Source organism: Paenibacillus konkukensis, assembly GCF_023523925.1.
In the GTDB taxonomy this organism is placed as follows: domain Bacteria; phylum Bacillota; class Bacilli; order Paenibacillales; family NBRC-103111; genus Paenibacillus_S; species Paenibacillus_S doosanensis.
This window is the reverse complement of record NZ_CP027059.1, coordinates 4,136,240-4,161,601: the sequence shown is the minus strand read 5'-3', so window position 1 is coordinate 4,161,601 and position 25,362 is coordinate 4,136,240. Positions and strand designations below refer to the sequence as shown.

Genomic DNA, 25,362 nt, shown 5'->3' with positions numbered 1-25,362 from the left:
TCTGGAAATAAACAAGGGGGTAAGTAGAGCAAGGAGTGCGAGCGATGATTCTAATTGAAATGTTTTTGATATTTATATTTTTTAGTATAGTAATTATTGAATATATGAAGAGAAAAACGATATTAAACATTCATACACTAATAATGGGACCTTATGTAGCGGTTGCTATTTTAAACAATTGGATCGCTACTAAATTTGGATATAATGAGGTTTCAAAAGATTCTTTGATTATTATTATTTATGCTATTATCATTTTTTATTTTGGTTCATCTTACTGTAGTTTTCTCATTAAGTATAAGAGCAGAATAAAAAGTTGTACGAATGTAGATCATGAAGATCACTTTTCGATAAACATGAGGCACATTCAAGTATACATAACTATTGTTTTAAGTGTTAGATTTCTTGATTTAGTGAGTGGATTTTTACTGGGTGGTTACTCTAAAATGATAGAAAATGACTTTGAAGCAATGCAATTGTCAGGAGTTCCAGCACATTTAATGCTATCAATATACCCATTGTTAGCTATACTTTTTTACCAGTGGTTAAGGCAAAAGAAGAAAAGTTATCTTGTGTTAGTTATATTAGCTTCGATTCTAAGTTTTGCTAGTTTTATTAAATATCATGTTATTAGCTTATTTCTAATTATTTTTATATATTGTGCCATCAAAAACAAGAAGTACTTTATAAAAGGTGCGCGTATCATGATTATTAGCGTGATTTCGATCTTTTTTTTGAATTATTTTATTTCCTTTATAATGAGAAGTTTGGAAATGAGCAATGATTTTTATATTTACAGACTATGGACATACATTGCCGGAGGAAGCATAACTTTAAATGCAATACCGAATAGCGTTGCAAGTAACTATGATGTTCTTGATTGGTTAACAAAAACATTCAGACCTTTACCAAATATGCTAATATACTCCATTCATGGTCCTATACCCTTTGATGACATTGGCATTGGATATCAAATCATTGGATATGGGACAAGTACGGGAAGAATTCTAGAAACAAACGTAATTAACTTCTTAGGTGAAATCTATGCAACCGACAGTTTTGCTTTTTTCATTTTAGCCGTCTTTTTGTGGGGAGTAATATGTCAATTTGTATACGAAAGAGCAGTAAATCAAAAAAATGAAAAATACAAATTGTTTGCGGCGGTATTTCTTACTTACAGCATGCTGTCCTTTTTTGCAAATTATTTCTCGCTATCTGCAACATGGGAATCTTTAATATGGGCGACAATCATTTTTCCAATATTCAAGAGCAAGCAAAAATTAGAAATTATGTTAGAAAGGGGAAGTTAAATGAAAGAACTTGTAGTATGTATTTTAAATTACAATGGTTTTCGAGATACAATAGAATGCATAGAGTCGGTTCGGAAATATGAGAATATGTCGAAAATAACCGTTGTTATATTGGATAATGGTTCGGAGAATGAATCAGTGTTAGAGCTGGAAAGGTACCTAAATAACTCTAAAGATGAACTATTGAATACTAAAATTATTGATTTGAAAGAGTTAGAAGAATTACCTCTGAAGAATTATGAAATAATACTAGTTAAATCATCGGAGAATTATGGATTTGCTGGTGGGAATAATTTAATTATAAAACAGGCTGTTTTATCGAACTATAAGTTTATTACGTTATTAAATAATGATACAGAGTTCATAATGCCTAGTATTGAACCGCTATCCAACTTTATGAATGATTTCCCCGATTATGGAGTAGTTACTTCGAATATTGTATATCATGCTAATCCTGATCGAGTTTGGAATGCGGGTGGAAGACTATTTCTAGGAACCCGAAAATACTACACCAATAAAGAGGTAAATAATAATTTAAGTTCCGGAAATAATAAGATTATCGTTAATTTTGTTACTGGTTGTTTTATGATGGTTAGAAGAGAAGTTTTTATAAAATATGGGATTTTGTCGGATAAGTTTTTTTTTGGGGAAGAGGATTATGAGTTTTGTATGCGTTTGAAGAGTAATAACGTGAAAATGTGTGCGTTGTTGGATGTGAAGATATGCCACAAAGTGGGGGCTACAATAAAGGAAAAGAATATTGGAAAGAACGATATAAATAAATCTTTAGTTCATCATTTAAATAGATATGTAGATATGAAAGACTACTACCGCCCTTTATTTTGGAGAACATGGAAATTCATATCGAACATGTATATTTTGCTTTTGATGTCACTAAAAAAAGAAATGAAAATAGGAGAAACGATACAATATGTGTCGATTCTGAATAAACTTTCAAAAAAACATCATAACGTTGATAAAGAATTGTTTGAAAAAATCATGAATAATAGGAACTTAAAGAGTTTGTTTCCTTAAACTTAGGAGGAGATCATGATATCCATTATTATACCTACATATAACCGGGGACAAACTATCAGTAGGGCTATTAAGAGTGTACTGAGTCAAACTTTTAAGGATTTTGAATTAATTATAGTTGACGATAATTCAAATGATGACACAGAAGAAATAGTCAAGGGTATTCCAGATGATAGGATAATATATGTTAAGCACAAGAAAAATTTGGGTGCAAACGAAGCAAGAAATACAGGAATAAATATTTCTAGAGGTAGTTATATTGCCTTTCAGGACAGTGATGATGAGTGGCTAAATAATAAATTGAAAATTCAGTTTAATGAACTGAATAAACATAATGCAGATATTGTAACTTGCGCTTATATTAGACATGAATATGAAGGAACTAAGAGGGTTCCCGAATATGGTATAGATATTAAGGACAACGAAATATTTGATAGATTACTGTTTGGTAATTTCATTGGCACACCAACAATTCTCGGAAAAAAGGAATGTTTCATAACTGAAAAGTTTGATCCGCGGTTGCCGCGGTTTCAGGATTGGGAGGTTATGCTAAGATTGTCACAAAAATATTGCGTTCATTTCATAAACGAGCCATTGCTTAATGTATATGTACAAAAAAATGGAATATCGGAAAATCACTTGAATGCCCTTATTGCGATGGAAATTATATTAGAAAAATATAAGAATCAATTTAATAATAACAAAGAAGCGTCATACTCTATGTATAGGAAATTGGGATATTACGCAATTAAAGCAAAAAATTACGAAGTTGATTACTATGCGAAACTATGGAAATTAGGTGGTTGTACGATGAAGGATGTTTTGAAAATGATTGAATTCAGAGTTAGAAAACTAACAAAAATAAGTTTAAGAAGTATATTATAAATAATACAAACGTTGTGAAAGTAAACTATGATAGTAGAATTAATACAAGGGGAAGGGGGTTATTAATGGATCGTAGCAAACTAGTGTTTTTAAATGCGTCGGTGGTTTTTTTTACCACTATTGTTAATTTGGTATTAGGTATGATAGAAGTTAGATTATACTTAAAAACTTATGGAGAACAACTTAATGGATTATTACAAACAGGAAATCAGGTATTAGGATACCTTTCATTAATTGAGAGTGGCCTCTGCGCCGCGTATTTATATAGTTTGTACAAGCCAATGGGATTACAAGATTATAGTAAAGTATCCTCACTGTATGTAGGTTTTTTAAAAACTATGAAGCGAATTGTTGGTAAAATGTTAGTAGCTGCAGTGGTTATCTCGGCTTTATACCCATTTCTTATTAAAGACAAAAGTCTTGAGTACGGCACTATGTTTTCAGTTTTCATCCTATTAAGTTTGCGTATTATTATGCCTTATTGGTTTAACATTGTTCCTAAATATATGATTATTTTAAAAGAGCAAAAGTATAAAGCTGAATTGATAAGCGGTATGGGCAGCACCCTAGTTTTTTTAATAGAAATATTCCTTGTACTTATTTGGCAACCGAAGATACAAATTCTGTTAATTATAGGCGTGCTAATGAATTTACTAATAAGTATTTTGTTTAAAAAGTTGATGAAACAATTATATGCGAACCAAATAGACTTTAATGTTTCACCTAACTATGAACCGAATAAGATGTCCAAAGACTTATTAGCACATAATGTTTCTGCTTTAGTTTTTAATAGCACAAATAATATTGTGTTATCAATGGCTGGTACGCTTAGTCAAGTGTTCGTCTATAGTGCTTATAACACAGTTACATCACAAGTTGTCTCGCTTATACAGAGAATAATTGATGGTACAAGTGTGACAATAGGCTTGAAGATTTCCCGAAACGAAACCTCTTCATATTTTGTTTATAGAGAAATTTTGGCCGGTAGCTTTTTCATTGGAGGCACTATTACTTCGGTATTTATAGTAATGGTTAACCCATTTATTGGACTATGGATCGGGACAAAGTATGAACTAAGTAATTTGGATGTTTGTCTATTTGGGCTAGTTCTATATGCAAATATTATATTGCCTTCAATATATGTTGCACGAAATGCTAAAGGGTTGTTTCGTGAAAGCCGAAATTTTACCGTGGTGCAAGCTTTACTAAATTTGATTATTACGTTGGTCTTAGTACCTTTTATGGGAATAACCGGTGCGTTGTTAGGGGCGGTTGTTGCTAGATGGTTTGTTGGTATTCCTATGAACTATCAGTTAGTTTATAAGGGGGTATTCCCCAATGAAAAAAGTAGATGGATCGAGTGGTTTGGAAATTTATTAATTCTATCAATAGTGGTTATATTATCTTATCAACTACAATTGCTGGTCTTTCACTTTTTTTATGAAAACGACTTAAAGAGTTTTGTACTACAAACATTTGGGGTTAGTGGTTTTTCTTTCTGTTCTTTCGTAATTTATTATTGGGCTACAGATAAAGGATTTAGGGGGCTCGTTAAAAGGATATTAAAAAGAGCAGTAAGATAAAGTGCTAGAGAAATCTTGAATGAAAGAGATGAATAATAAAGCCGGACGAGAAATTCATGCAATTTCCGTGTGAACTCGGACTACAATTGAATTGTGATCATCGCCCAACTTAATTTATTTGTGGAGGAAAATATATGAATCTTTATGAGGAAATTTTAAACAAGAGAGAAAAAATATCTTTGATTGGATTAGGATATGTCGGAATGCCCTTAGCAGTTGCTTTTGCTAAAAAGGTTGATGTCATTGGGTTTGATCTAAACAAACAAAAAATTGAGCAGTATAAAAAAGGGATTGACCCTACAAATGAGGTAGGACATTATGCTATACAAAATACTAAAGTCGAGTTTACCTCAGATGTAAACAAGTTACGAGAAGCGAAGTTTCACATTGTAGCGGTACCAACACCTATAAACGCCGATAAGACTCCAGATTTAAATCCGGTAGTAAATGCAAGTTCAATTATAGGACGCAATCTTTCTAAAGGTTCTATTGTAGTATTTGAATCTACTGTTTACCCGGGGGTAACAGAGGATGTGTGCATTCCTATTCTCGAAAAAGAAAGTGGCTTAAAATGTGGTTTAGATTTTAAGGTTGGTTATTCACCTGAACGTATCAATCCTGGCGATAAGGTTCATAGATTAGAGAATATAAAGAAGATAGTATCTGGTATAGATGAGGAATCTTTGGATGTGATAGCTAAAGTATATGAACTAGTAATTGAAGTAGGGGTTCATAGAGCCGGTTCTATAAAAGTTGCAGAGGCGGCCAAAGTGGTCGAAAACAGCCAACGTGATATAAATATTGCTTTTATGAATGAACTTGCTATGGTATTTGATCGAATGGGCATTGATACGTATGAGGTTATAGAAGCAATGAATACCAAATGGAACGCCCTTAGATTCTATCCAGGTCTCGTGGGTGGTCATTGTATTGGAGTTGATCCATATTATTTTTTGTACGAGGCTGAGAAATTAGGTTACCATTCACAGATTATACTATCCGGAAGAAAGATAAATGACGGGTTAGGGGCTTTTGTTGCAGATGCAATTATAAAAAAATTGATACTAGCTAATAAAATTGTAACGCAAGCCAAAGTGGTTATATTAGGTCTTACATTTAAAGAGAACTGTTCTGATATACGTAATTCTAAAGTAGAAGATATTATAAATAGGCTTAAAGAGTTTTGTATTGATCCAATTGTAGTTGACCCCTTGGCCGATAAAATGGATGTAAAACACGAGTATGGCATTGATCTAGTTCCTCTTAATGCAATAAATGATGCTGATTGCCTTGTCTTTGCTGTCGCTCATGATGAGTTTAAGCAAATTACAATGGAGCAGATAGATGGATTCTTCAGAGATTGCCCTAATGAAGAAAAGGTCATTATTGATGTGAAAAGTATATTAAATAAAAGTGCTATTGAGGAAAAATCAATTAGTTATTGGAGATTGTAAATATATCCAAGGCCTATATACTCTGTCAGTACATTTATCTATAAGAGTCAAGAGGAGTATATAAATAAGATTGCTGTTGAAAGCTCTCCCTATGAATTCAACAATAGATAACCAAAAGGTATTTTATTTGTATGCAGAAATTTTCGATAAGATCTCTTTGTTATCTGCTTAAAAATAATGTTGGAAACAAAATAAGAATTAAATAGACCATAAAGACGTGGGTAATAGAGGGGGGACTAAAAAATGGTAAAAGGCATCATCCTAGCTGGCGGTAGCGGCACTCGCCTATACCCATTAACCATGGTTACAAGCAAGCAATTGCTACCAATTTATGATAAGCCGATGATTTACTACCCACTGTCAACTTTAATGCTTGCAGGGGTCCGGGATATTTTAATCATTTCCACTCCAGAGGATACTCCTCGCTTTAGGTCTTTATTAGGGGATGGCTCACAGTTTGGAATTAGCCTCGAATACAAGATTCAACCCAGCCCGGATGGACTAGCACAAGCATTTTTGATCGGTGAGGAGTTTATAGGGGCCGATTCTGTTGCAATGATATTGGGTGATAATATCTACTATGGTAGCGGTATGAGGGCAATTCTGCAACGTGCGACTAAAAAAGAAAAGGGAGCAACGGTGTTTGGTTACCATGTACAAGACCCACAAAGGTTTGGTGTTGTGGAATTTGACCAGAACGGTAAGGTGATCAGCGTCGAGGAAAAGCCAAAGGTCCCGAAATCAAACTATGCTATTACCGGACTTTACTTCTACGATAACCGCGTTGTAGATATAGCCAAAAATGTTAGACCCTCTGCACGTGGAGAACTGGAGATCACCTCAATTAATGAAGCCTATCTCAATTTAGGAGAATTGGATGTAGAGCTTTTAGGTCGAGGTTTTACTTGGTTAGATACAGGAACACATCAAAGTTTAGTGGAAGCGACCAATTTTGTTAGAACGGTAGAAGAGCACCAGGGCATTAAAATTGCAGCATTAGAGGAAATCTCTTATATAAATGGTTGGATTGGAAAAGAGCAACTGATCCAATCTGGTGAATTATTTTCAAAAACCGGTTATGGGCAATATTTGTTGAAAGTTGCGAGCGGGGAGATTAAATATTAGTGCTGGGGTGAAGTATGAACGTTATTAAAAGTCAACTGGAAGGCGTCATAGTTCTAGAACCTACTGTACTTGGAGATCATCGCGGTTGGTTTATGGAAACTTACAGTGAATCGAAAAGCTCAGAAGCAGGGATTAGTTTAAGATTTGTTCAGGATAATCACTCATTTTCAGCAACAAAGGGGACATTGAGGGGATTACACTATCAGTTAAACCCTAAAGCTCAATCTAAGTTAGTGCGTTGTACAAGAGGTGCTATATATGATGTGGCGGTAGATATTCGGAAAGGCAGCCCTCATTTTGGAAAGTGGTTCGGCATTGAGCTGTCAGCTGAAAATAAAAAACAGTTGTTAATTCCCAAAGGGTTTGCACATGGATTTGTGACTTTAAGTGATGATGTAGAAGTTCAATATAAAGTAGACGAGTTATACGATCCAGCTTGTGATCGAGGTATAATATGGAATGACCCTGACATTGGAATTCAGTGGCCTACGGGCATAGTACCGATACTTTCCGAAAAGGATGAAAAAGCGCCTTTACTCAAGGATGCGGAAAATAACTTTATTTATGGAGAGTAGTTTAATGAAAATTCTCGTTACAGGGTATACAGGTCAACTCGGATACGATGTTGTTAAGCATGGCTTGAATGCTGGACTAAATATGATCGGTATTGGTTCTAGTGACTTAGACATAACGAATGAAGATGCAGTTTCTCAATATATTGCTAGTTTAAATCCAGATGCAATCATTCATTGTGCGGCTTATACAGCGGTAGACAAAGCTGAGGATGACAGGGAGAACTGCTGGAAAGTGAATGTCGAAGGAACTCGAAATTTAGCCGAGGCAGCCCAAACAGCTAGTGCAAAATTTATGTATATTAGCACTGATTATGTGTTTGATGGCCAAGGTGAAACACCTTTTAGTGAAACGGACAAGACAAACCCACTTGGGTATTATGGCCATACAAAGCGTGCTGGTGAAGAAGTAGTTCAACAATTAGTGGATAGTTGGTTCATTGTTCGTATTTCCTGGGTTTTTGGCATTAACGGAAATAATTTTGTTAAGACAATGCTTAGGCTAGCGGAGACGCAAGATGAATTAAATGTTGTAGGTGATCAAATTGGCTCACCGACATATACTGCTGATTTAGCCGGGCTGTTGGTTGATATGATTAGGAGCAATAAGTATGGGATTTATCACGCGGCTAATGAGGGGGTTTGTAGTTGGGCTGAGTTTGCCAAGGAAATTTTCAAAATAGCTAATAAACATGTTCAGGTAAATTCAATAACCACTTCCGAATATCCTACTCGGGCAGTGCGTCCTAAAAATTCACGTATGTCGAAACAGAAAATAGTTGAAAACGGTTTTGTTTCGTTGCCAACGTGGCAGGATGCTGTTGAAAGGTTTTTAACCGAATTGAAAAGTGTGGTGAAATAATTGACAAGGCAGAAAGTACTTGTTACTGGTGGCGCAGGTTTTATTGGCGGCAACTTCGTGCAGTATATGGTCAATAAATATCTCCAATATGATATTTATAATTTAGATCTGTTAACTTACGCCGGGGACCTAACTAAACATAAGGAAATTGAGAGCAGAGATAACTACTATTTTGTAAAAGCGGATATTGCTGATCGTGAAGCCATAGTGTCTCTCTTCGAGAAAGAAAAATTTGACTATGTTGTCCACTTTGCAGCAGAAAGCCATGTTGACCGTTCTATATTAGATCCCAGTACATTCGTTCGTACGAATGTACTAGGAACACAAGTTTTATTAGATGCGGCAAAACAAATAGGTGTTTCTAAGTTTGTTCATGTATCAACAGATGAAGTATATGGGGAATTAAATTTTGACCCAACGACATTCTTTACGGAAGAAACCCCTATAAAACCGAATAGTCCCTATAGTGCGAGTAAAGCGTCGTCTGATTTATTAGTTCGAGCTTATCATGAAACATTTGGATTACCTATTAATATTACCCGTTGCTCCAATAATTATGGACCGTACCATTTTCCTGAAAAATTAATTCCATTAACTATATCTCGTGTTTTAAACAATCAAAAAGTTCCTGTATACGGGGATGGAAGGAACATTCGAGATTGGTTGCATGTTATTGATCATTGTGCTGCCATTGATCTCGTGCTGCACGAAGGTCTGAATGGCGAAGTATATAATATTGGCGGACACAATGAGCGAACTAATCTGGAAGTCGTGAAGACTATTATAGCGACACTGGGGAAATCGGAAGATTTAATAGAGTTCGTCAAAGATCGTTTGGGTCATGATAAACGTTATGCAATTGACCCTACGAAGTTAGAAGCGTTGGGATGGAAGCCTAATTTCAAATTTGAAACTGGAATAGCCCAGACGATTCAGTGGTATTTAGACAACGAAGAATGGTGGCAACGAATTAATAGCGGTGAGTACAAGACTTATTTTGAACAGCAATACGGTGCATAAAATATATATTAGCTTTAGAGTGTTTACCCTAAACCCCCAAAAAGGTCCTGATCCTATGATCCAACTTAACAACATCACAAAACAACTAACCGAAGCAGGCGTGAAGGTCCCTATCCTGCAAACCATCAACCTCACAGTCGAAAAAGGCGAATACATATCGATCATGGGGCCTTCGGGCTCCGGGAAATCGACATTGATGAACATACTGGGTTCGCTGGATACGCCGACCTCCGGGGAGTACTTGTTCGAGGGCGTGAACGTCGGGAGGCTTCGCGGCGGGAAGCTGGCGGACTTTCGGAACCGGAGGCTCGGGTTCGTGTTTCAGTCGTATATGCTGATTCCGCGGCTCAGTGTGCGGGACAATGTGGAGCTGCCCTTGCTGTATACGACCAAGAGCCGCAAGGAGAGAGAAGAGCGAATCCGTAGAGCGCTGGAGCAGGTAGGGATGAGCCATAAGGCGAAGGAGCGCACGATGAATCTGTCCGGCGGGCAGAAGCAGAAGGTCGCTATAGCCCGCGCCATCATTAACGACCCGGATCTGCTGCTGGCGGATGAGCCGAGCGGGAATTTGGACGTGCATTCGAAGGAAGACATTTTGCAAATCTTCCAATCGCTCCATGATAGCGGGAAGACGATCGTCCTCGTTACGCATGATCCGGATGTGGCGCAGAGGGCCGGGCGGGTGCTGGTCTTAAGGAACGGCGAATGGGCGGCGGAGCGAGTGGAGGTGGGAGCGGGACAATGAGGCTGCTAAGGGTATTTGTCGTATCGCTTCGAGGTCTGTGGAGCTACCCGGTGCGAACGTGGCTGGCGGTGCTCGGGATCGCCATTAGCACGCTGCTGGTCGTCTTCCTGCTCTCCGTCCTGTTTAACTTCAAGGCGAGCCTGGTCGGGCAAGTGCAGAGCGTTGGTATGCAGCAGATTGCGGTGGTGCCGGGGAAGCTGCTGAACAGCGGAAAGAACATCGCTCAGACCAGTCTGTCCAGTCTGATGTCGTATACGTCGGTAGCTAGTACCCTGACGTATAAAGATTCGGAGGATGTAAGGCAGCAGATTCCGGAGGTAGTCGGCGCGGCGCCGCAGATCGAGACGATTACGTCGGTGAGGACGGCAAATAAGAACGCCGAGACGATGTACACCGGGACGACGCCGGATTATGCGGACATGTTCTCGATGGAGCTGGAGGAGGGGCGGTTCTTTACGGAGCAGGAGGCGAAGGACGGGACGCCGGTTATTGTGCTCGGGCAGTCCGTGAAGCAGCTTCTCTTCGCAGACGAGAGTCCGCTGGGCCAGACCGTGACGATCAAGGGCATCGCGTTTACGGTGATCGGCGTATTTAAGGAAAAGCAGCTGATCGGCTTTAACTTTGACGAACGGGCGTACACCGGCTACCAGATGGTAGCGGACACCGCCAATTTGCAAAATGCTTCGATGCTGTTCTTCAAAGCGCAGTCTCCCGAAGGCTTGGAGGCAGTACGGCAAAAGATTGCGAAAGTGATCGCCAAAAATCACGGCGGCGTACAGGATTTCGGCCTGATGGCGCCGGAAGGCGCGCTTCACGTCATCGATACGATCACCGATCTGGTGACGGCTATTGCCGTAGGGATTACGGGCATTTCGTTTCTCGTCGGGGGGCTCGGGATTATGAATGTTATGCTGCTGACGGTGAAGGAGCGAACCCGGGAGATCGGCATCCGCAAGGCGGTCGGCGCGAAGTGGTGGGATATTTTGCTGCAGTTTCTGGTGGAAGCGATGTATATCTGTGTGCTGGGCTGCGCGATCGGGCTCGCCGGAGCTTACGGGCTGCTTCTGCTGCTGCATCGGATGTTTCCGGTCTTGTCATCGCAGTTTCCGGCCGAGATTGTGCTTGGATGTCTGGCATTTGCGGCCGTTCTGGGCCTGCTGTTCGGCATCTTGCCTGCCGCCAAGGCGCTGCGCATTAAGCCTATTGACGCCCTGCGCTATGAATAATGGAGGAGATTGCCGATGAAGAAGGAAGGGATCGCAGCCGCAGCGCTCATGGCCATTCTGTTGCTGGCCGGATGCGAGTCATCTCCGTCTGCCGTGACGCAAGAGCCGCCGAAGGCTTCGCCGGAGACAATCGTACCGCAAGCGACCGGACAGCCGAGTGCGGAGGACAAGGAGAAGACGGTCAAGGAACCTGCTCAAGGCCGGCAAGAAGGGGAATCGCAGCCGCCATCGCCTCCTGCTTCTTCTACAGGAGAGCAGGAGAAGCCTAAGTCGGCCGACGACTCGGATCAGGCGGCGAAAGCCGAAACGGCGCAGCCTCCGGCAAACGGCGGTTCTCCAGGCTCGGCGCAGCCGCAGCCGGTCGATCCCGGAGATGAAGCCGTGGCTGATCAAGCTTCAGCCGCCGCGCAGCAGAAGGAAATTATCCAGAGATATGAAGCTCAGCTGGAGAAGCTAAAGGCTGCTGATCTGGACAAGCTGAACGGCTTGTACGATCAGGTGATGGCGGCGAGCCAGACCGGTCTATCCCGAACGGAGGTGTATAATCGATTCGCTCAGCAAGCGGCCGCCATGGAAGAGGAAGCGCAGGCGCAGGTCAACCAGGTGCTGCAGCAGCTCAAAGACGAGCTTACAACGCTTCAACTGTCCACGGAAGGTGTAAGTGAACTGCGCTCGGCCTATTATGCCGAGGTGAGCAAGGCGGAGAAGCAGCTCGCGGATAAACTGAAGGGCAGTGAAGGAAAGTGATGAACCAGAAATTGAAGCGAGTCTAAAAGTCCGGTGAAAAAGCAGACGAAGCAGCGAGAGCAATCTGGAGAAGCGTAGCGTTCGCCTTTGTTCCCGGATTTCCACCATTCTACGGGCTCACTTTATTCGGGAACAGCAGCGATCGGAAGATGCTTTCGCATGCGCAGTCAGCGGTTTTCACCAACTTTTAACTAGAGCACACGAAAAAAAGAGATACCCTAGGGTATCTCGCGTTAACGCAAGCCGCGTTTCTCGTACTGCTTGTCTTTCCAATAGCTTAGACCCATGAGCAGGACCATGATCGACGAAATCAGGAAGCTGTCCATCAGCATGTCGATCGCTCCTTGGGTCCGCGAAACGGGTAAGGAAGCGATTGCAGCCGAGCGCCGCCAAGTATACGGATCATATTCACGTTTTCCCCTTTTCTTAAGTGTGCACATAAGAAATTCGGACGAAGGCCGTTATTCGGTAGCTGGCTGGCATATCGCCTTTGGCGATGAAGCCCCTGTAGCTTTGCGTCCTCACTTTTCAATGAGTTTGCCATTATCGTACGAACTATGTGAATACATCAAGTATAGCAAAATTGTATTGATTTCTACAAGATAGACAGCCTAGCCGAATAGACCTGGTTTACCGGCCTCCCATAGTCGGATAGAACTATTCATCCTGCAAACATGGTATATAAAGTAAAACATAAGTAACATATGGAAGCGGAAGAGTCCTCATATGCTCATGGTTTAGATAAGAATGTCATAAAATTCGCTTGAGCGGTTTGCGCGATCTTTTGATGTACCAGCGTTTTTCTTCCAAGGAGTGCAGTAATTGAATTCCGAACAGTTCCAACGGGGTCCAAATTCGCTTGACATTGATCAACGGCATAGGGCTATGATCCTCCTCCTTAAGATTTTTATGGGAAATAAGTACTATTAAACAATATAACACGAAAATAACACGATTTGCGGTCATTTTTCGTATATAAAGGAGAATTTAGAAAATGTCAAAAAAATGGAAATTATTGTCTCTTTCATCCGCCCTGTTGGTGGGGTTGGTAAGCCCGGCTTATGCGGAGCAAACGCCTACGAATATTGAAGTCTATTATGCGCCGATCAAATATGTGTTCGATAGCGAGCAATTCGCACCGCCGGCCGAACAGCAAGGGTTTATTTATGAAGGCAGCACGTATGTGCCGCTGCGGTTTATCTCGTATTCCTTGAACAAAGCCGTTCGCTGGGACGCCGACACTTACACGGTAACGGTGGAGGAGCCGAAGGCGGCGGATTTGACTGAAATTAACGAATATAACATAAACACAAAGCTTAGAACCGATACGGCCAGCGAAAAGGTAGACGCTTCCGGGCTGCAGCCGACGGAATTAAGCGCGTATAAGGAAAAAGTAAATTATATCTTCGACGGGAAGAGCAAGGAAATCGGCGAAGATTTGCCGGGCTTTATTATTCAGGATTCGTTGTACGTACCGCTGCGTTTCTTCTCTGAAGCAGTAGGTAAGAAGATCGAATGGAATCCGGATACGTACACGATAGCGGCAAGCAAGGTGGAGCAGCCTGCTAAGCCTCAGGAGCCGGCGGCGCAGGAACAAACGCAGTCGAACGCGGAAACACCTGCCACGACGACGCCTGCGGTAGGCGGAGGATCGGGCGGAGGCGGCGGAAGCAGCTCCGGCGGTTCGTCGTCCGGCTCGACGGCCGCGGCGCAGGCGAAAATCGAGAGCAAGCTGACTGCGCTGGAGAGCAGCTGCCGCAAAGCGTTGGAACCGTTGGCCGACCAGTATTTCGATCCGTCTACGGATGACGATACGAGAGACCAGCTGAAGCTCCAAGGGCTTATTAAGGTTGCGCAATGCACGACGCAATTCGAAGGTATTATGAACGAAGCCAAGAGCGCAGGGATTAGCGCCGATCAAATTGAGAAATACAGAGCGCGCTTCGAACAAACTCAGGAAGATGCTAAAAATGCATTAATCCAGAAGTCTCATAAATAAGCGTAAAGAGTTGGATAGGTCCTCTTCGGAGGGCCTTTTTTTGAATTTAAAAAGAAGGAAAATTGACGGACACAATTTGGACACAAATTTTTAAGCTAATTTTCAGATTTGTTTAATCTGATATTATTGTTTGCTTTGTATATTGTTGGTGGTTAATCGTCTTTAAATATGGAAATGGCTTAAGTAGGCACAATTCGTTTCGAATGGGGGTATTCATGCGTGCTTGAGGTAAAGCAGGTAAGTAAACTGTACGAGAACCAAAGAGGGGTCCAGAACATCGACTTCTCCATGAGCCGCGGCGAAATCGTAGGTTTTCTGGGCCCGAACGGCGCGGGGAAGACAACCACGATGCGGATGATAACCGGTTATCTGAATCCGACGATGGGATCGATTACGATCGACGGGCTGTCGATGGCCAATCATCCTAAGAAAGCCAGACAGAAGATTGGCTACTTGCCGGAGACGCCGCCGCTCTATCCCGAGATGTCGGTGCAGGCGTACCTGGAGTTTATCGCCGATTTGCGCGGCATTCCGGTCAAGGAGCGCAAGCGCCGGATCGGCGAGGTGGTCGAGCGGCTCGGTCTGCAGGGCCGGGAGAAGCAAATTATTCGCGGGCTGTCCAAAGGGTACAAGCAGCGGATGGGACTGGCCCAGGCCATCATCCACAATCCCGATCTGCTCGTGCTGGACGAGCCTACATCGGGCCTCGATCCGAAGCAGATTATCGAGATCCGCCAGCTGATTCGCGAGCTGGGCGAGAATCATACGGTGCTGCTGAGCACGCACATCCTGCCCGAGATCAACACGCTGTGCAACCGCGTCTTGATTATTAACCAAGGGCGCATCGTTATGGACGGGCATCCGGATCAGCTCGGTCAATCGATGGGCGAGCGCTTCGAAGTATCGCTCGAGATTAAGGGGCCGCGCCATGCCGTTCTGTCCGAGCTGCGCAGTCTGCCGAACATCGCCGGCGTGAAGCCGCTGGCCGACGAAAACGCTGCCATCGGGCCGGCAGCGGACATCCCGGCTGCGCTGGAGCCGCAGCCGGAAGAACTCGCGCCCGAGCAAGGCGCAGGCGCGGAAGCTTCGCAGGCTGAGCCGGCGGCGCAGCCTGCAGCGTCCCAAGATAACGGGCCGACGGTGAAGGTGCTCGTGTCCGCCAAGGACAACGCGGACATTCGCGAAGCGATCTTCTACCGCATGGCGGAGTTGAAGTATCCGATCCTCGGCATGAAGAAGGAAAGCCTCAGTCTTGAGGATATTTTCCTCAAACTGACGACGAACGAAGAAACCGGAGCATCCGAGGCGGATGCGGATTCGGAAACAACCGAGGAGGAGGTGACTCCGAATGCGTAGAACCTGGGCCATATGCAAGAAAGAGCTGCAGATGTATTTTTACTCGCCGACCTCTTATGCGGCATTCGCTTTCTTTTTCCTGATCGTAGGCTACATGTTCAGCTCCAACTTTTTATATTCCTCGATGATCGACGTTCGCATGGTATCGAGTCCGGTGACGTTCCTATACTTGCTGGTCATCCCTCTTTTAACGATGCGTCTGGTCTCCGACGAATTGCGCCAAGGCACCGACGAGCTGCTGTTCACATCGCCGGTCAGCATAACCGAAATCGTGATCGGCAAATATTTGTCCTCTCTGGTCGTACAGCTGCTTCTGGTTGGAGGATGCCTCTTGTATCCGCTGATCATGAGCTCTTACGGCAAGCTGGATCAGCCGGTCATGTGGCTGTCGTTCCTGAGCATGTTCCTGGTCGGAGCGGCGATGATGGCCATCGGCCTGTTCGCTTCTTCCTTGTCCGCGCATCAGATGGTGTCCGGGATTCTGGGCATTGCGATTCTGCTGGTGTTCTGGACGATCGATTGGCTGGGCGACACGGTAGGCGGCCGCATCAAAGACTATCTCGGCGTCTTCTCCATCGTCAGCAGGGCTAACAACCTGCAGAAGGGTGTTCTGAATTTCGCCGACGTGCTCTTCTATGTCACGCTGGCTATCGTGTTTATCGTATTAAGCATTCAGGTGCTCGAAAGAAAACGCTGGAGATAATCGGCTTGGCCCGGAATCCGGCGTGCAGGGCGCGCAGCCCTCGCATCGAACCAGGTTCCAAAGGCGCAAAGCGAGAAGGGGGAAAGGCAATTGAACAAGTGGATTCGCGGTACGAACGCGGTTGTATTATCGCTTGCGGTGATCGGCATTTTTATCGTCCTGACGATCTTCCTGAACTCGACGAAAACGATGCAGATCGACCTGACGCAAAATAAACAGTTTACGTTATCCGACCAAACGGTCCAAACGTTAAAAACGCTCGATAAAGACGTGCATATTATGGCTTTCACCAGCTCCCAGACGGATACCCTCATGAACCGCGAAGTGACGGAGCTGGTACAGGAGTACAAGAAGCGCAACGGCAAGATCGTCTTCGACCAATATAACATCGAGAACCAGCCGCAGGTTGCCCAGCAATACGACGTAGACCCGTCAGGGAGCCTAGTGGTGGAGAGCGGCAGCCAGAAGAAAACGATCTATTACTATGACATGTTCCTGCAAGGCCAGGACCAAGGGGAATACCAGTTTGCCGGCGAGGAGAAGCTGACTCAGGCACTCGTCAATCTGAACGTGAAGGACAAGTCCAAAGTCTACTTTCTCTCCGGGCATAATGAAATTCCTTTGAACCAAATGACCTTGTGGCAAAGCGGTCTTCAAGGCGAAAACTATGATGTTCAGGACTTGAACCTGCTGCGCGACGGCAAAATTCCCGACGATGCGCAGGCGCTGTTCATCATCGGACCGCAGAACGACATCAGCGACCAGGAGGCCGGTCTGATCAAGGAATACTTGAAAGGAACGGGCAAGCTGTATATGGCGCTCGGCTTCAACAACAACATGGCGACAGGTTGGAAAAATATCGACGATCTGATGGCGCAATACGGCATTAAAGACCAGCATGCGGTTGCGCTCGAGCCGAAGCAGAGCAAGCTGTATAACCCGCTTACGATCATTCCGGAGTACGGGTATCACGACATTACGAAGAAGCTGCAGGATTATAACCTGCTGACGGTTATGAATCTGGCGGTCGCTTTGAACTCCGAGCCTGTGGCCGACTTCCCTGCGACGGCAATCCTTAAAACGACGGATCAGGCATACGGCGAGACGGATATCGCTGCTCTGGCCCAAGGCAAGTACGCCAAAGACGACAAGGACGTCAAAGGTCCGATCAATCTCGGATACGCCGTGGAGACGAAGGATAATAAACCGAAGGCCGTAGTTCTCGGCGGCTCGACGTTCTTAAGAGACGATATAATCGGACAGCAGGGCAACCGCGACTTCGCCTTGAACAGCGTGGGCTGGCTTCAGGAGCAGAAGGATCAAGTGACGATTCGCCCGCGTGAAAATCCGAAAATGCCGACAGCCATGATTACCGGCGGCCAGGCGCAAGCTATTTTCTACGGTACGGTTATGTTATTCCCGTTACTCTTCCTGATCGTCGGCGGTACGATTTGGTGGAGGAGGAGAAAAGGATGAGACGGCTCATACCGACATTAATATTGGTTATTATTTGTGTGGGAGGCTTCTGGTACGCATCCAGTCAGGACTTCTTTAAGGAGAAGAAGGATACGCCTCCGCCGCTGGCTAAAGTGACCAAGACGGATGTAGCGAGCTATACGATCAAATCCGGCGGCACCGAGATCGAGCTGCAGCAGAAGGACGGCAAATGGACGATGACCAAGCCGTCCGCGATTCCGCTGAACGATTATACGGCGAACGGATGGATCGATTCGTTCAATTTGCTCTCCAAAGATTCGACCATTGATGCCGAAGGCAAGGATCTGGCCCAATTCGGGCTGGATAAACCGCAGCAGCAGTTTACTGTCAAGCTGAATAATGGCACCGAGCAGACGCTGAGCGTCGGCAATGCGATGCTCGTACAGGGCTTCGATTACGCGATGTTCAGCGGCTCGCCGGAAGTGTTCAAGCTGAGCGATTCCCAAGTGAAGTCGCTTGCCTTGGCACAGATGGATTTTATGGAAAAAAGTCCGATCAAGCTCGAATACGAGCAGGTTCGCGGCGTGAATGTGGAATGGCAAGGCGCAAAGTACACATTAACCAAGACGGACACGGACAAAAAGTCGTACGAAGCGAACTGGAAGCTGGGCGACAAGGAAGTGAAGGGCGCCGATGCGAGCCCGTACTTGGATAAAATTCAGTTCCTGTCCACCGATCAGCCGGCTAAGCCTGCGGGCGAGGTGAAGATGGACGCGCCGGAGCTGCGCATTGAGGTGAAATCGGCAGATACGTCGGGCAAAGAGACGACGACGGTGTACCTCGGCAAAGTGCAGCAGGACAACGTCTGGATCGCCCAGCAGGACGGACAATGGGCGTACTCTCTGCCGGTAGCGACCGTGCAGGAGCTGGCTGACAAGTTCAAGGAGCCGCCTCAGCAGCCGGAACCCTCCCCGGCAACGTCTCCATCGCCTTCGCCTGCGGCTCAGCCGCAGCAATAACGATCGTTGTTTGAAAAATAGCTCATGAGCTCGGGTTGCCCGGGTTCATGGGCTTTTTGTGTATAGAGGCTTTTTTTTTGAAAATGCGGCGGAAAGGGCTACATAGTTTTCCACATCCTGGGCAATCTAAAAGTGTCAAAGACGAAAGGAGGACAAATCGATGTTTAATCAGCAGGGACAACAACAGCAGCAAGGAATGAACACGGTCAGCTCCAAAGAATTGTCGTACATAACGGATTGCTTGAAAAACGAGGAGCTGCTGGCCAAGCTGTCCGCTCATGGCTTGGCGGATTGCCAGTCTCCGCAGCTGAAGCAGCAATTGACGCAAATCGCCCAGGATCGCCTGGCGAATTCCGATCAGCTCTTAAGAACGCTGCAGCAGCATACGTATATGTCTCACTAATTATATAGGAGGTGCACTTACCCATGTATCAGCAAAATTATAGTTCACAGCCGCTCCATCAGCATACGCCTCTGCAGGAGCAGGATTGGGGCAATCTGGTGCTCGCCGAGCTGAAGCGCGCCGCGCGCGAGTATACGACGGCGGCGCTGGAAGCGACGCATCCGGCCATTCGCCAAACGTTCCAAAGCTTAGCGCAAAGAACGATGCAGGATCAGGCGGAGCTGTTTACGGTGCTGTCCCAAATGCACGGCTACGGCTCGGTCAAAATGGCCCAGCAGCAAGAAATTCAGCAGGATTTGCAGCAGCAAATCCAGAAAGTGGAGCAGCTGCAGTCGCTCGTACAGCGGTCGATCCAGCAGGCTAACGCCGGAGCGGGCGTATACCAGCAGGCGGCGCAGACTTCTTACCAGGCATATCCGCAATACCAGCAGCAGCCGGTATATGCTTCTTACGAGCAGCCAAGCGGATTCTCCGGCTCGCAAACCGGAGGCTCCCTGACCGGATCTACGGCTTCGCAGTCGCAGCAGCAAACTTCCGCTTACGGCCAGAGCTACGGCGCGGGCTATAACGCGCAAGGCTACTACGGTTCGCAAAGCGGTCAAGGTCAAAGCCAAGGCGCCTCGTACAGCTCGGCTTCCCATCCAGGCCAGTCGCAGCATTATTCGTTTGCTTCGGCGGGCGGTGCGTCCGATGGGTTCAATATGAATCAGAGCTCGACCTCGCAGAGCATCGCGAACGAGCTGACCGGGTCGATCCGCTCGGCGTCGAACGCTCAGGATTACAGCGCGTCGAACCGGGCGGGGCAAGATAGCTTCTCCTCCGGCAAGTCGGCGGGCGGCCTAGGCGGCTTTGCCTCTTATTCGGGAGCGCAAGCGACATCGTCCCGCGGCGGCAATAGCTTCGATTGGACCGACGATAACGACGGCGGCTCAGCCTCTGCGTCAGCGCTCGGAGCCGCCAATCGCGGCGGCAACAGCTACAATTGGACGGCGGACGACAATAATGGCGCGTCGTCCGGTTTGAACAGCACGAGATAAACGGGCAACTCGCCGGCGGCAGCAAGATGAGCTGCTCGTCCGGCGCGTCGGTTCGGATTGCCTGCCCAACCCCTGCAGAGGTTCAGTATTGAAGCTGCAGGGGTTTTTGCGTTATGCGGGCGTCGCAAAGGGGAAAGCGATAAGGGTATAATGAGAGCGACAGGCCATTTTTTCAAAAAAACGGGGTGTTACGATTGTATCGGATTCTGATCGTCGAAGACGATGACAAGATCGCCGGGATTTTGCAAGGCTATTTGCAAAAGTACGGTTACGAAGCGATAAGAACGACCGAGTTCGGCGACATCAAGCAGGCGTTCCTTAAACATCATCCGCAGCTCGTCCTGCTCGATATTAACCTCCCGCAGTACGACGGGTTTTACTGGTGCCGGCAAATTCGGACGGTATCGAACGCGCCGATCGTCTTCCTGTCTGCCAGAGTGGGCGAGATGGATCAAGTGATGGCGATTGAAAACGGAGGCGACGATTACATTACGAAGCCGTTTCATCTGGATGTCGTCATTGCCAAGGTGAAGGGCGTGCTTCGCCGCGCGTACGGAGAATATGCGGTCCCCGGGGCTGCTGCGCCGGAGCGGCTGGAGCTCGCAGGCCTCATTCTCGATGCGACGAGGAATACAATGGAGTGGGGGGGCGGCAAGGTCGAATTGTCCCGCAACGAATTCGTGCTGATGGACTGCCTCGCTAGGCATGCGGACCGGATCGTTACGCGCGAGACGCTGCTGGAAGCGCTGTGGGACGACATCGATTTCGTCGACGACAACACGCTGACCGTCAATGTCGCGCGGGTGCGCAAGAAACTAGAGGAGCTCGGGATCGTGAAGGCGATCGAGACGATCCGCGGGCAGGGCTACAAGCTGGACACCGCCTGGGGGGACCGATTATGAGCTGGAGAAGCTTTCTGCTCGACCGGATGGCGTACGTCACAGTGTATATCGTCAACATAGTGCTGGTCATGGTCGTAATGGAACTGGCGCTGCTTCCGCAAGGGATGTCTCTTCGGAAGGGCAATATGCTGTATATCGCCGTGCTGGCGCTGGCAGGAGTTATGATTTTTCTTCTTATCGATTATGCGCGCCAGAGAGCTTACTTCAGCACCTTGAAGGCGATTCGCGGCCAGTCCGAGCCGCTCGACCGGCTGGCCGGCCTGCCTGACGGAGTGACGCGGGAGCAGACGATGACGATGGAGCTGTTAAGACAGCTGTACGTCGGCTGTGAAGAGAAGATCGCCCATTACCGCAGGCAGCAGGAGCATCACAATGTGTTCGTAAGGCAGTGGGTTCACCAGATGAAAACGCCGGTCTCGGTCATCGATCTGCTGACCCAGCAAAGCGGCACGGGGGAGAGCGGCACGGCCGAGCCGGTGCTGCGCAGCATACAGGAGGAGAACGACCGGCTTGCTCACGGGCTGGATATGATGCTGCAGACGGCCCGCCTCGAGAAGTTCGCCGTGGACGTCCATATCCATCGGGTAGACTTGGAGAGAGTCGTTCGCGAAGTGATCAACGAGCATAAGCGAGCTTGCATCCGCCACGGCGTATTTCCCAAGCTGGTTGTGGAAGAGGAAGCACGGTATGTGGAATCGGACGATAAGTGGCTCTCGGTGGCGGTCAGGCAGATCGTCTCCAATGCGCTGAAGTATTCGGGCGCAGCCGGAGACCGGGCGGGGGATGGGCCGGCGGGCAAGCGGCTCGATATTACGGTCGCGCGCGAAGACGGCGACGTCTGCGTCCGGTTTAGCGATAACGGTATCGGAATTGCGGAGCAGGATTTGCCGCGGGTATTCGATCCCTTTTTCACCGGAGAGAACGGCAGAAAGGTCGGGGAGTCTACCGGCATGGGACTTTATCTGGTCAAGGAGCTGTGCGACCGGCTCGGCCACCGGGTTCAGATCGCTTCCAAGGTCGGACGGGGCACGACCGTCACGCTGCGCTTCCCTCCCGCATTCGTACTCCACGATGTGCTGAAGCGTCCGATGTGACAACATTGTAAGATAAGCCTTCCCGATTGTAAGGTAAATCGATAGCAGCGTCCGTCCGGCTTTTTTATACTAAGGTCAGTGATTTCAGACGGATTTCTCGATGAATCCGCTTGAGGGAGGCAAGGCTAACATGGCAGTTTTGAAAACCGACAATTTATGCAAAACCTACGGCAGCAAAAACGGCAACGCCGTCTATAAAGCGCTGGAGCAGGTGTATCTCGAAGTGCAGGAAGGGGAATTCGTCGGCATTATGGGCCCGTCCGGCAGCGGGAAGACGACGCTGCTTAACTTGCTCGCTACGATCGACAAGCCCACCTCGGGCCACATCCAGATTAACGGAACGAACCCTAACGGATTGAATAATAAGGAGCTGGCGCTGTTCCGCCGCAGGCAGCTGGGCTTCATCTTCCAGGACTTTAACCTGCTGGAGACGCTTAGCCTGAAGGAGAACATCATATTGCCGCTTGTGCTGGAGAATAAGAAACCGGCCGAGATCGAACAGCGGGTGCAGGATATTGCCCGCACGCTGAACATCGCCCATTTGCTGGACAAACGAACCTATGAAGTGTCCGGAGGCCAGCAGCAGCGGGCCGCCATTGCCCGCGCAATGATCCATAACCCGGCGCTGCTGCTGGCCGACGAGCTGACTGGCAATCTGGATTCCAAGGCGGCCAAGGACGTGATGGAGTCGCTGAAGGAAATGAACGAGGAGCGGGGAGCCACGATTCTGATGGTGACGCACGACCCGTTCGCCGCGAGCTACTGCAAGCGAATCATTTTTATTAAAGACGGCCGTCTATTCAACGAAATCCGCAGGGGAGCGAGCAGGCAGTCGTTTTTCCAGCAAATTCTCGATGCGTTAAGCTATTTGGGAGGGGATTTCGATGACCTTTCGACAGCTCGCTCTTAAGAACATCCAGGGCAATTGGCACCGATATATCGCTTTTTTTCTAAGCAGCACCTTTTCGGTGATGATTTTTTACATCTATGCCTCCTTTATCTTCCATCCCGACGTAGTGAACGGAGCGATTCAGGCCGCCGACAAGGTTAGGCACGGGATGATCGCCTGCGAGTTTCTGATCGTCATGTTCTCGTTCTTCTTTGTGCTGTACGCCAGCTTCGCATTTCTGAAGACGCGCAAGAAAGAAATCGGACTGCTCACGCTGCTCGGCATGACCCGCTCGCAGATCAACAAGCTCGTGCTTTATGAAAATGCGGCTATCGCTCTGCTCTCCATTGCGGCGGGCTGCGCCTTGGGCACGTTGTTCTCAAAGCTGTTCTTTATGGCGCTCGCCGAGCTGCTTCAGGTCGATAATCCGATCCGGTTTCTGATCGTGCCGCAAGCGCTGCTTTACACCGCGGCGGGATTTTTTTTGCTGTTTCTGGCGATTACGCTGATTACGCTCATCGGCATGGGCCGCAACCAGGTGATCGAGCTGCTCAAGGCTTCCAAGCAGCCCAAGACGATGCCCGCCTCCTCCGGATGGCTGGCGGCCCTTGCCGTCGTTTGTCTGGGAACCGGCTACGGCATCGCCTACACGACGTCGGCCAACATGATTGTCCTCGTAATGCTGCCGGTCACGGGCCTGGTCGTTGTAGGCACTTATTTTCTGTTTACTCAAGCCAGCGTCGCGATATTGAAGCGGCTGCAGCGGATGCCCGGCTTCTACTACCGGAGTACGCGCCTTATTACGATTGCCCAGCTGGTGTTTAAAATGAAAGACAACGCCCGCATTCTATTCGTCGTATCGGTGCTTAGCGCAGTGATTTTGACGGCTTCCGGCTCCGTCTATATGTTCTATCAAGGGGCCCGAGAACAGCTGTTGGACACGTTTCCGCAAAGCATCGGCTACGCCGAGCCAGGCTCCGCAGTGACGCCTTCCATGCGGCCGGAGCAGGTGCAGCGGTCGCTTGCGGAGAGCGGAGTGCAGGTAACGGGTTCCATTGAAACGGTCGGGATTGTCGCCTCCGCCGAGCTGAACACGCCCGGCCCCCGGATGTCCAAGGTGCTTCTGCTGCCTGCGGATGTGTATAACGAAGCGGTGGAGCCGGCCAAAGGCGCAGGCCGGATCGCTATCGAGCCGGGCCACGGACTGTTCGTCAACCCGTATCGGGGGACGGAATTCGTTTATTTTAAAAAAGGAGACATACTGACGACGGCGGAAGGGGAACCGGGCGCAGGCTTGCAGATGGACGGGCAGATCAGCGGCGCTTTTCTCAACCTGCCGTATGAAACGAACCGCGTCGTGCTGATGAATGACGGCGATTTCCAAGCCCTCCTCACCGCAATGCCGGAGGAGAAGAAGCTAGCCTACGCGGGATATGAAATCGCGCCGTGGGAGCAGTCGGGAGCGGCGGTGAACGAGTTGAAAAGCCGGCTGACGAAAGCGCAGGCCGACCGGTTCAGCGATCGCGTCAGCTCGTATTTGGAGATGAAGCAGTTCAGCTCGTTGACGCTGTTCATCGGCGTGTTCATCAGCTTCTTATTTTTTATGGCGTCCGGCAGCATGCTCTACTTTAAGCTGTTCACCGAACTTCAGGACGATCAAGCGCAGTACAGATCGCTGACGCGAATCGGAGTGTCGATGCAGGAAATTCGTTCCATTACGAGCGCGCAGATCGGGATCATCTTCTTTATCCCCGTTCTTGTCGGCGGGGTGCACGCCGCGTTCGCCTATAAGGCGCTAAGCAATACGATGGCCTTCTCCGTATGGAAGTACGGCCTCCTGATCGTCTTGATTTACGCCGTCATGCAGCTGTTTTACTTCTTGCTGACGCGCCGCGCGTACATGAAGCAGATGAAGCGTTTATAATTTCAAAAGACACGGGAACATGAGTTCCTGTGTCTTTT

The 25,362-nt window shown here is 47.1% G+C and carries 23 protein-coding genes and 1 riboswitch; all 23 genes read left to right on the top strand.

The features are described 5' to 3' along the window. Positions 1-44: 44 nt before the first annotated feature. Positions 45-1,307 (top strand): oligosaccharide repeat unit polymerase, encoded by a 1,263-nt coding sequence (locus SK3146_RS17890; protein ID WP_249860112.1) that lies wholly within the window; start codon positions 45-47, stop codon positions 1,305-1,307. After that, complete coding sequence (locus SK3146_RS17885) at positions 1,308-2,342, top strand: glycosyltransferase (protein ID WP_249860111.1); 1,035 nt, start codon at positions 1,308-1,310, stop codon at positions 2,340-2,342. It abuts the gene before it with no gap. A gap of 15 nt (positions 2,343-2,357) precedes the next feature. Continuing rightward, a complete protein-coding gene (locus SK3146_RS17880) occupies positions 2,358-3,227 on the top strand; it encodes a glycosyltransferase family 2 protein (RefSeq protein WP_249860110.1) in 870 nt (289 codons plus the stop codon). Positions 3,228-3,292: 65 nt separating this feature from the next. Continuing rightward, on the top strand, positions 3,293-4,810 hold the full coding sequence (locus tag SK3146_RS17875; protein WP_249860109.1) for a lipopolysaccharide biosynthesis protein: 1,518 nt from the start codon (positions 3,293-3,295) through the stop codon (positions 4,808-4,810). A 134-nt stretch (positions 4,811-4,944) separates the two neighbouring features. Further along, complete coding sequence (locus tag SK3146_RS17870) at positions 4,945-6,264, top strand: nucleotide sugar dehydrogenase (RefSeq protein ID WP_249860108.1); 1,320 nt, start codon at positions 4,945-4,947, stop codon at positions 6,262-6,264. Between the two features lie 243 nt (positions 6,265-6,507). Next, positions 6,508-7,389 (top strand): glucose-1-phosphate thymidylyltransferase RfbA, encoded by an 882-nt coding sequence (gene rfbA / locus SK3146_RS17865; RefSeq protein WP_249860107.1) that lies wholly within the window; start codon positions 6,508-6,510, stop codon positions 7,387-7,389. A 14-nt stretch (positions 7,390-7,403) separates the two neighbouring features. Further along, positions 7,404-7,964, top strand: coding sequence for a dTDP-4-dehydrorhamnose 3,5-epimerase (gene rfbC, locus SK3146_RS17860; protein ID WP_249860106.1), 561 nt, complete (start codon positions 7,404-7,406; stop codon positions 7,962-7,964). A gap of 4 nt (positions 7,965-7,968) precedes the next feature. Beyond that, positions 7,969-8,823: a dTDP-4-dehydrorhamnose reductase gene (rfbD, locus tag SK3146_RS17855; protein ID WP_249866345.1), complete on the top strand. Its 855-nt coding sequence runs from the start codon at positions 7,969-7,971 to the stop codon at positions 8,821-8,823. Next, a complete protein-coding gene (rfbB, locus tag SK3146_RS17850; protein ID WP_249860105.1) occupies positions 8,824-9,843 on the top strand; it encodes a dTDP-glucose 4,6-dehydratase in 1,020 nt (339 codons plus the stop codon). 55 nt (positions 9,844-9,898) lie between these two features. Continuing rightward, positions 9,899-10,588, top strand: a complete 690-nt coding sequence (locus SK3146_RS17845) for an ABC transporter ATP-binding protein (RefSeq protein WP_249860104.1) — start codon at positions 9,899-9,901, stop codon at positions 10,586-10,588. Continuing rightward, positions 10,585-11,814 (top strand): ABC transporter permease, encoded by a 1,230-nt coding sequence (locus tag SK3146_RS17840; RefSeq protein ID WP_249860103.1) that lies wholly within the window; start codon positions 10,585-10,587, stop codon positions 11,812-11,814. The genes SK3146_RS17845 and SK3146_RS17840 overlap by 4 nt, the downstream gene beginning before the upstream one ends. Before the next feature lie 15 nt (positions 11,815-11,829). Then, the gene (locus SK3146_RS17835) at positions 11,830-12,561 is read left to right on the top strand and encodes a hypothetical protein (protein ID WP_249860102.1); all 732 of its coding nucleotides are present in this window, start codon (positions 11,830-11,832) and stop codon (positions 12,559-12,561) included. Positions 12,562-13,025: 464 nt separating this feature from the next. Further along, positions 13,026-13,113, bottom strand: a riboswitch (cyclic di-GMP riboswitch). Positions 13,114-13,555: 442 nt separating this feature from the next. After that, a complete protein-coding gene (locus SK3146_RS17830) occupies positions 13,556-14,560 on the top strand; it encodes a copper amine oxidase N-terminal domain-containing protein (RefSeq protein WP_249860101.1) in 1,005 nt (334 codons plus the stop codon). Positions 14,561-14,779: 219 nt separating this feature from the next. Continuing rightward, positions 14,780-15,916 carry an ABC transporter ATP-binding protein gene (locus tag SK3146_RS17825; RefSeq protein WP_249860100.1) on the top strand — a complete coding sequence of 379 codons (1,137 nt, stop codon included), beginning with the start codon at positions 14,780-14,782 and terminating at the stop codon, positions 15,914-15,916. Beyond that, entirely contained in the window at positions 15,909-16,619 is a 711-nt protein-coding gene (locus SK3146_RS17820; protein ID WP_249860099.1) for an ABC transporter permease subunit, read from the top strand. The genes SK3146_RS17825 and SK3146_RS17820 overlap by 8 nt, the downstream gene beginning before the upstream one ends. 90 nt (positions 16,620-16,709) lie before the next feature. Beyond that, complete coding sequence (locus SK3146_RS17815) at positions 16,710-18,095, top strand: GldG family protein (protein WP_249860098.1); 1,386 nt, start codon at positions 16,710-16,712, stop codon at positions 18,093-18,095. Next, positions 18,092-19,075: a DUF4340 domain-containing protein gene (locus SK3146_RS17810; protein ID WP_249860097.1), complete on the top strand. Its 984-nt coding sequence runs from the start codon at positions 18,092-18,094 to the stop codon at positions 19,073-19,075. Before SK3146_RS17815 ends, SK3146_RS17810 begins: the two co-directional genes overlap by 4 nt. Before the next feature lie 160 nt (positions 19,076-19,235). Continuing rightward, positions 19,236-19,478, top strand: coding sequence for a hypothetical protein (locus SK3146_RS17805; RefSeq protein ID WP_249860096.1), 243 nt, complete (start codon positions 19,236-19,238; stop codon positions 19,476-19,478). A gap of 23 nt (positions 19,479-19,501) precedes the next feature. Next, complete coding sequence (locus tag SK3146_RS17800) at positions 19,502-20,515, top strand: spore coat protein (RefSeq protein WP_249860095.1); 1,014 nt, start codon at positions 19,502-19,504, stop codon at positions 20,513-20,515. 194 nt (positions 20,516-20,709) lie between these two features. Further along, positions 20,710-21,417, top strand: coding sequence for a response regulator transcription factor (locus tag SK3146_RS17795; RefSeq protein WP_249866344.1), 708 nt, complete (start codon positions 20,710-20,712; stop codon positions 21,415-21,417). Next, entirely contained in the window at positions 21,414-22,511 is a 1,098-nt protein-coding gene (locus SK3146_RS17790; RefSeq protein WP_249860094.1) for a sensor histidine kinase, read from the top strand. Before SK3146_RS17795 ends, SK3146_RS17790 begins: the two co-directional genes overlap by 4 nt. Positions 22,512-22,641: 130 nt before the next feature. Beyond that, a complete protein-coding gene (locus SK3146_RS17785; protein WP_249860093.1) occupies positions 22,642-23,421 on the top strand; it encodes an ABC transporter ATP-binding protein in 780 nt (259 codons plus the stop codon). Next, on the top strand, positions 23,396-25,324 hold the full coding sequence (locus SK3146_RS17780) for an FtsX-like permease family protein (protein WP_249860092.1): 1,929 nt from the start codon (positions 23,396-23,398) through the stop codon (positions 25,322-25,324). The genes SK3146_RS17785 and SK3146_RS17780 overlap by 26 nt, the downstream gene beginning before the upstream one ends. Positions 25,325-25,362: the final 38 nt, after the last annotated feature.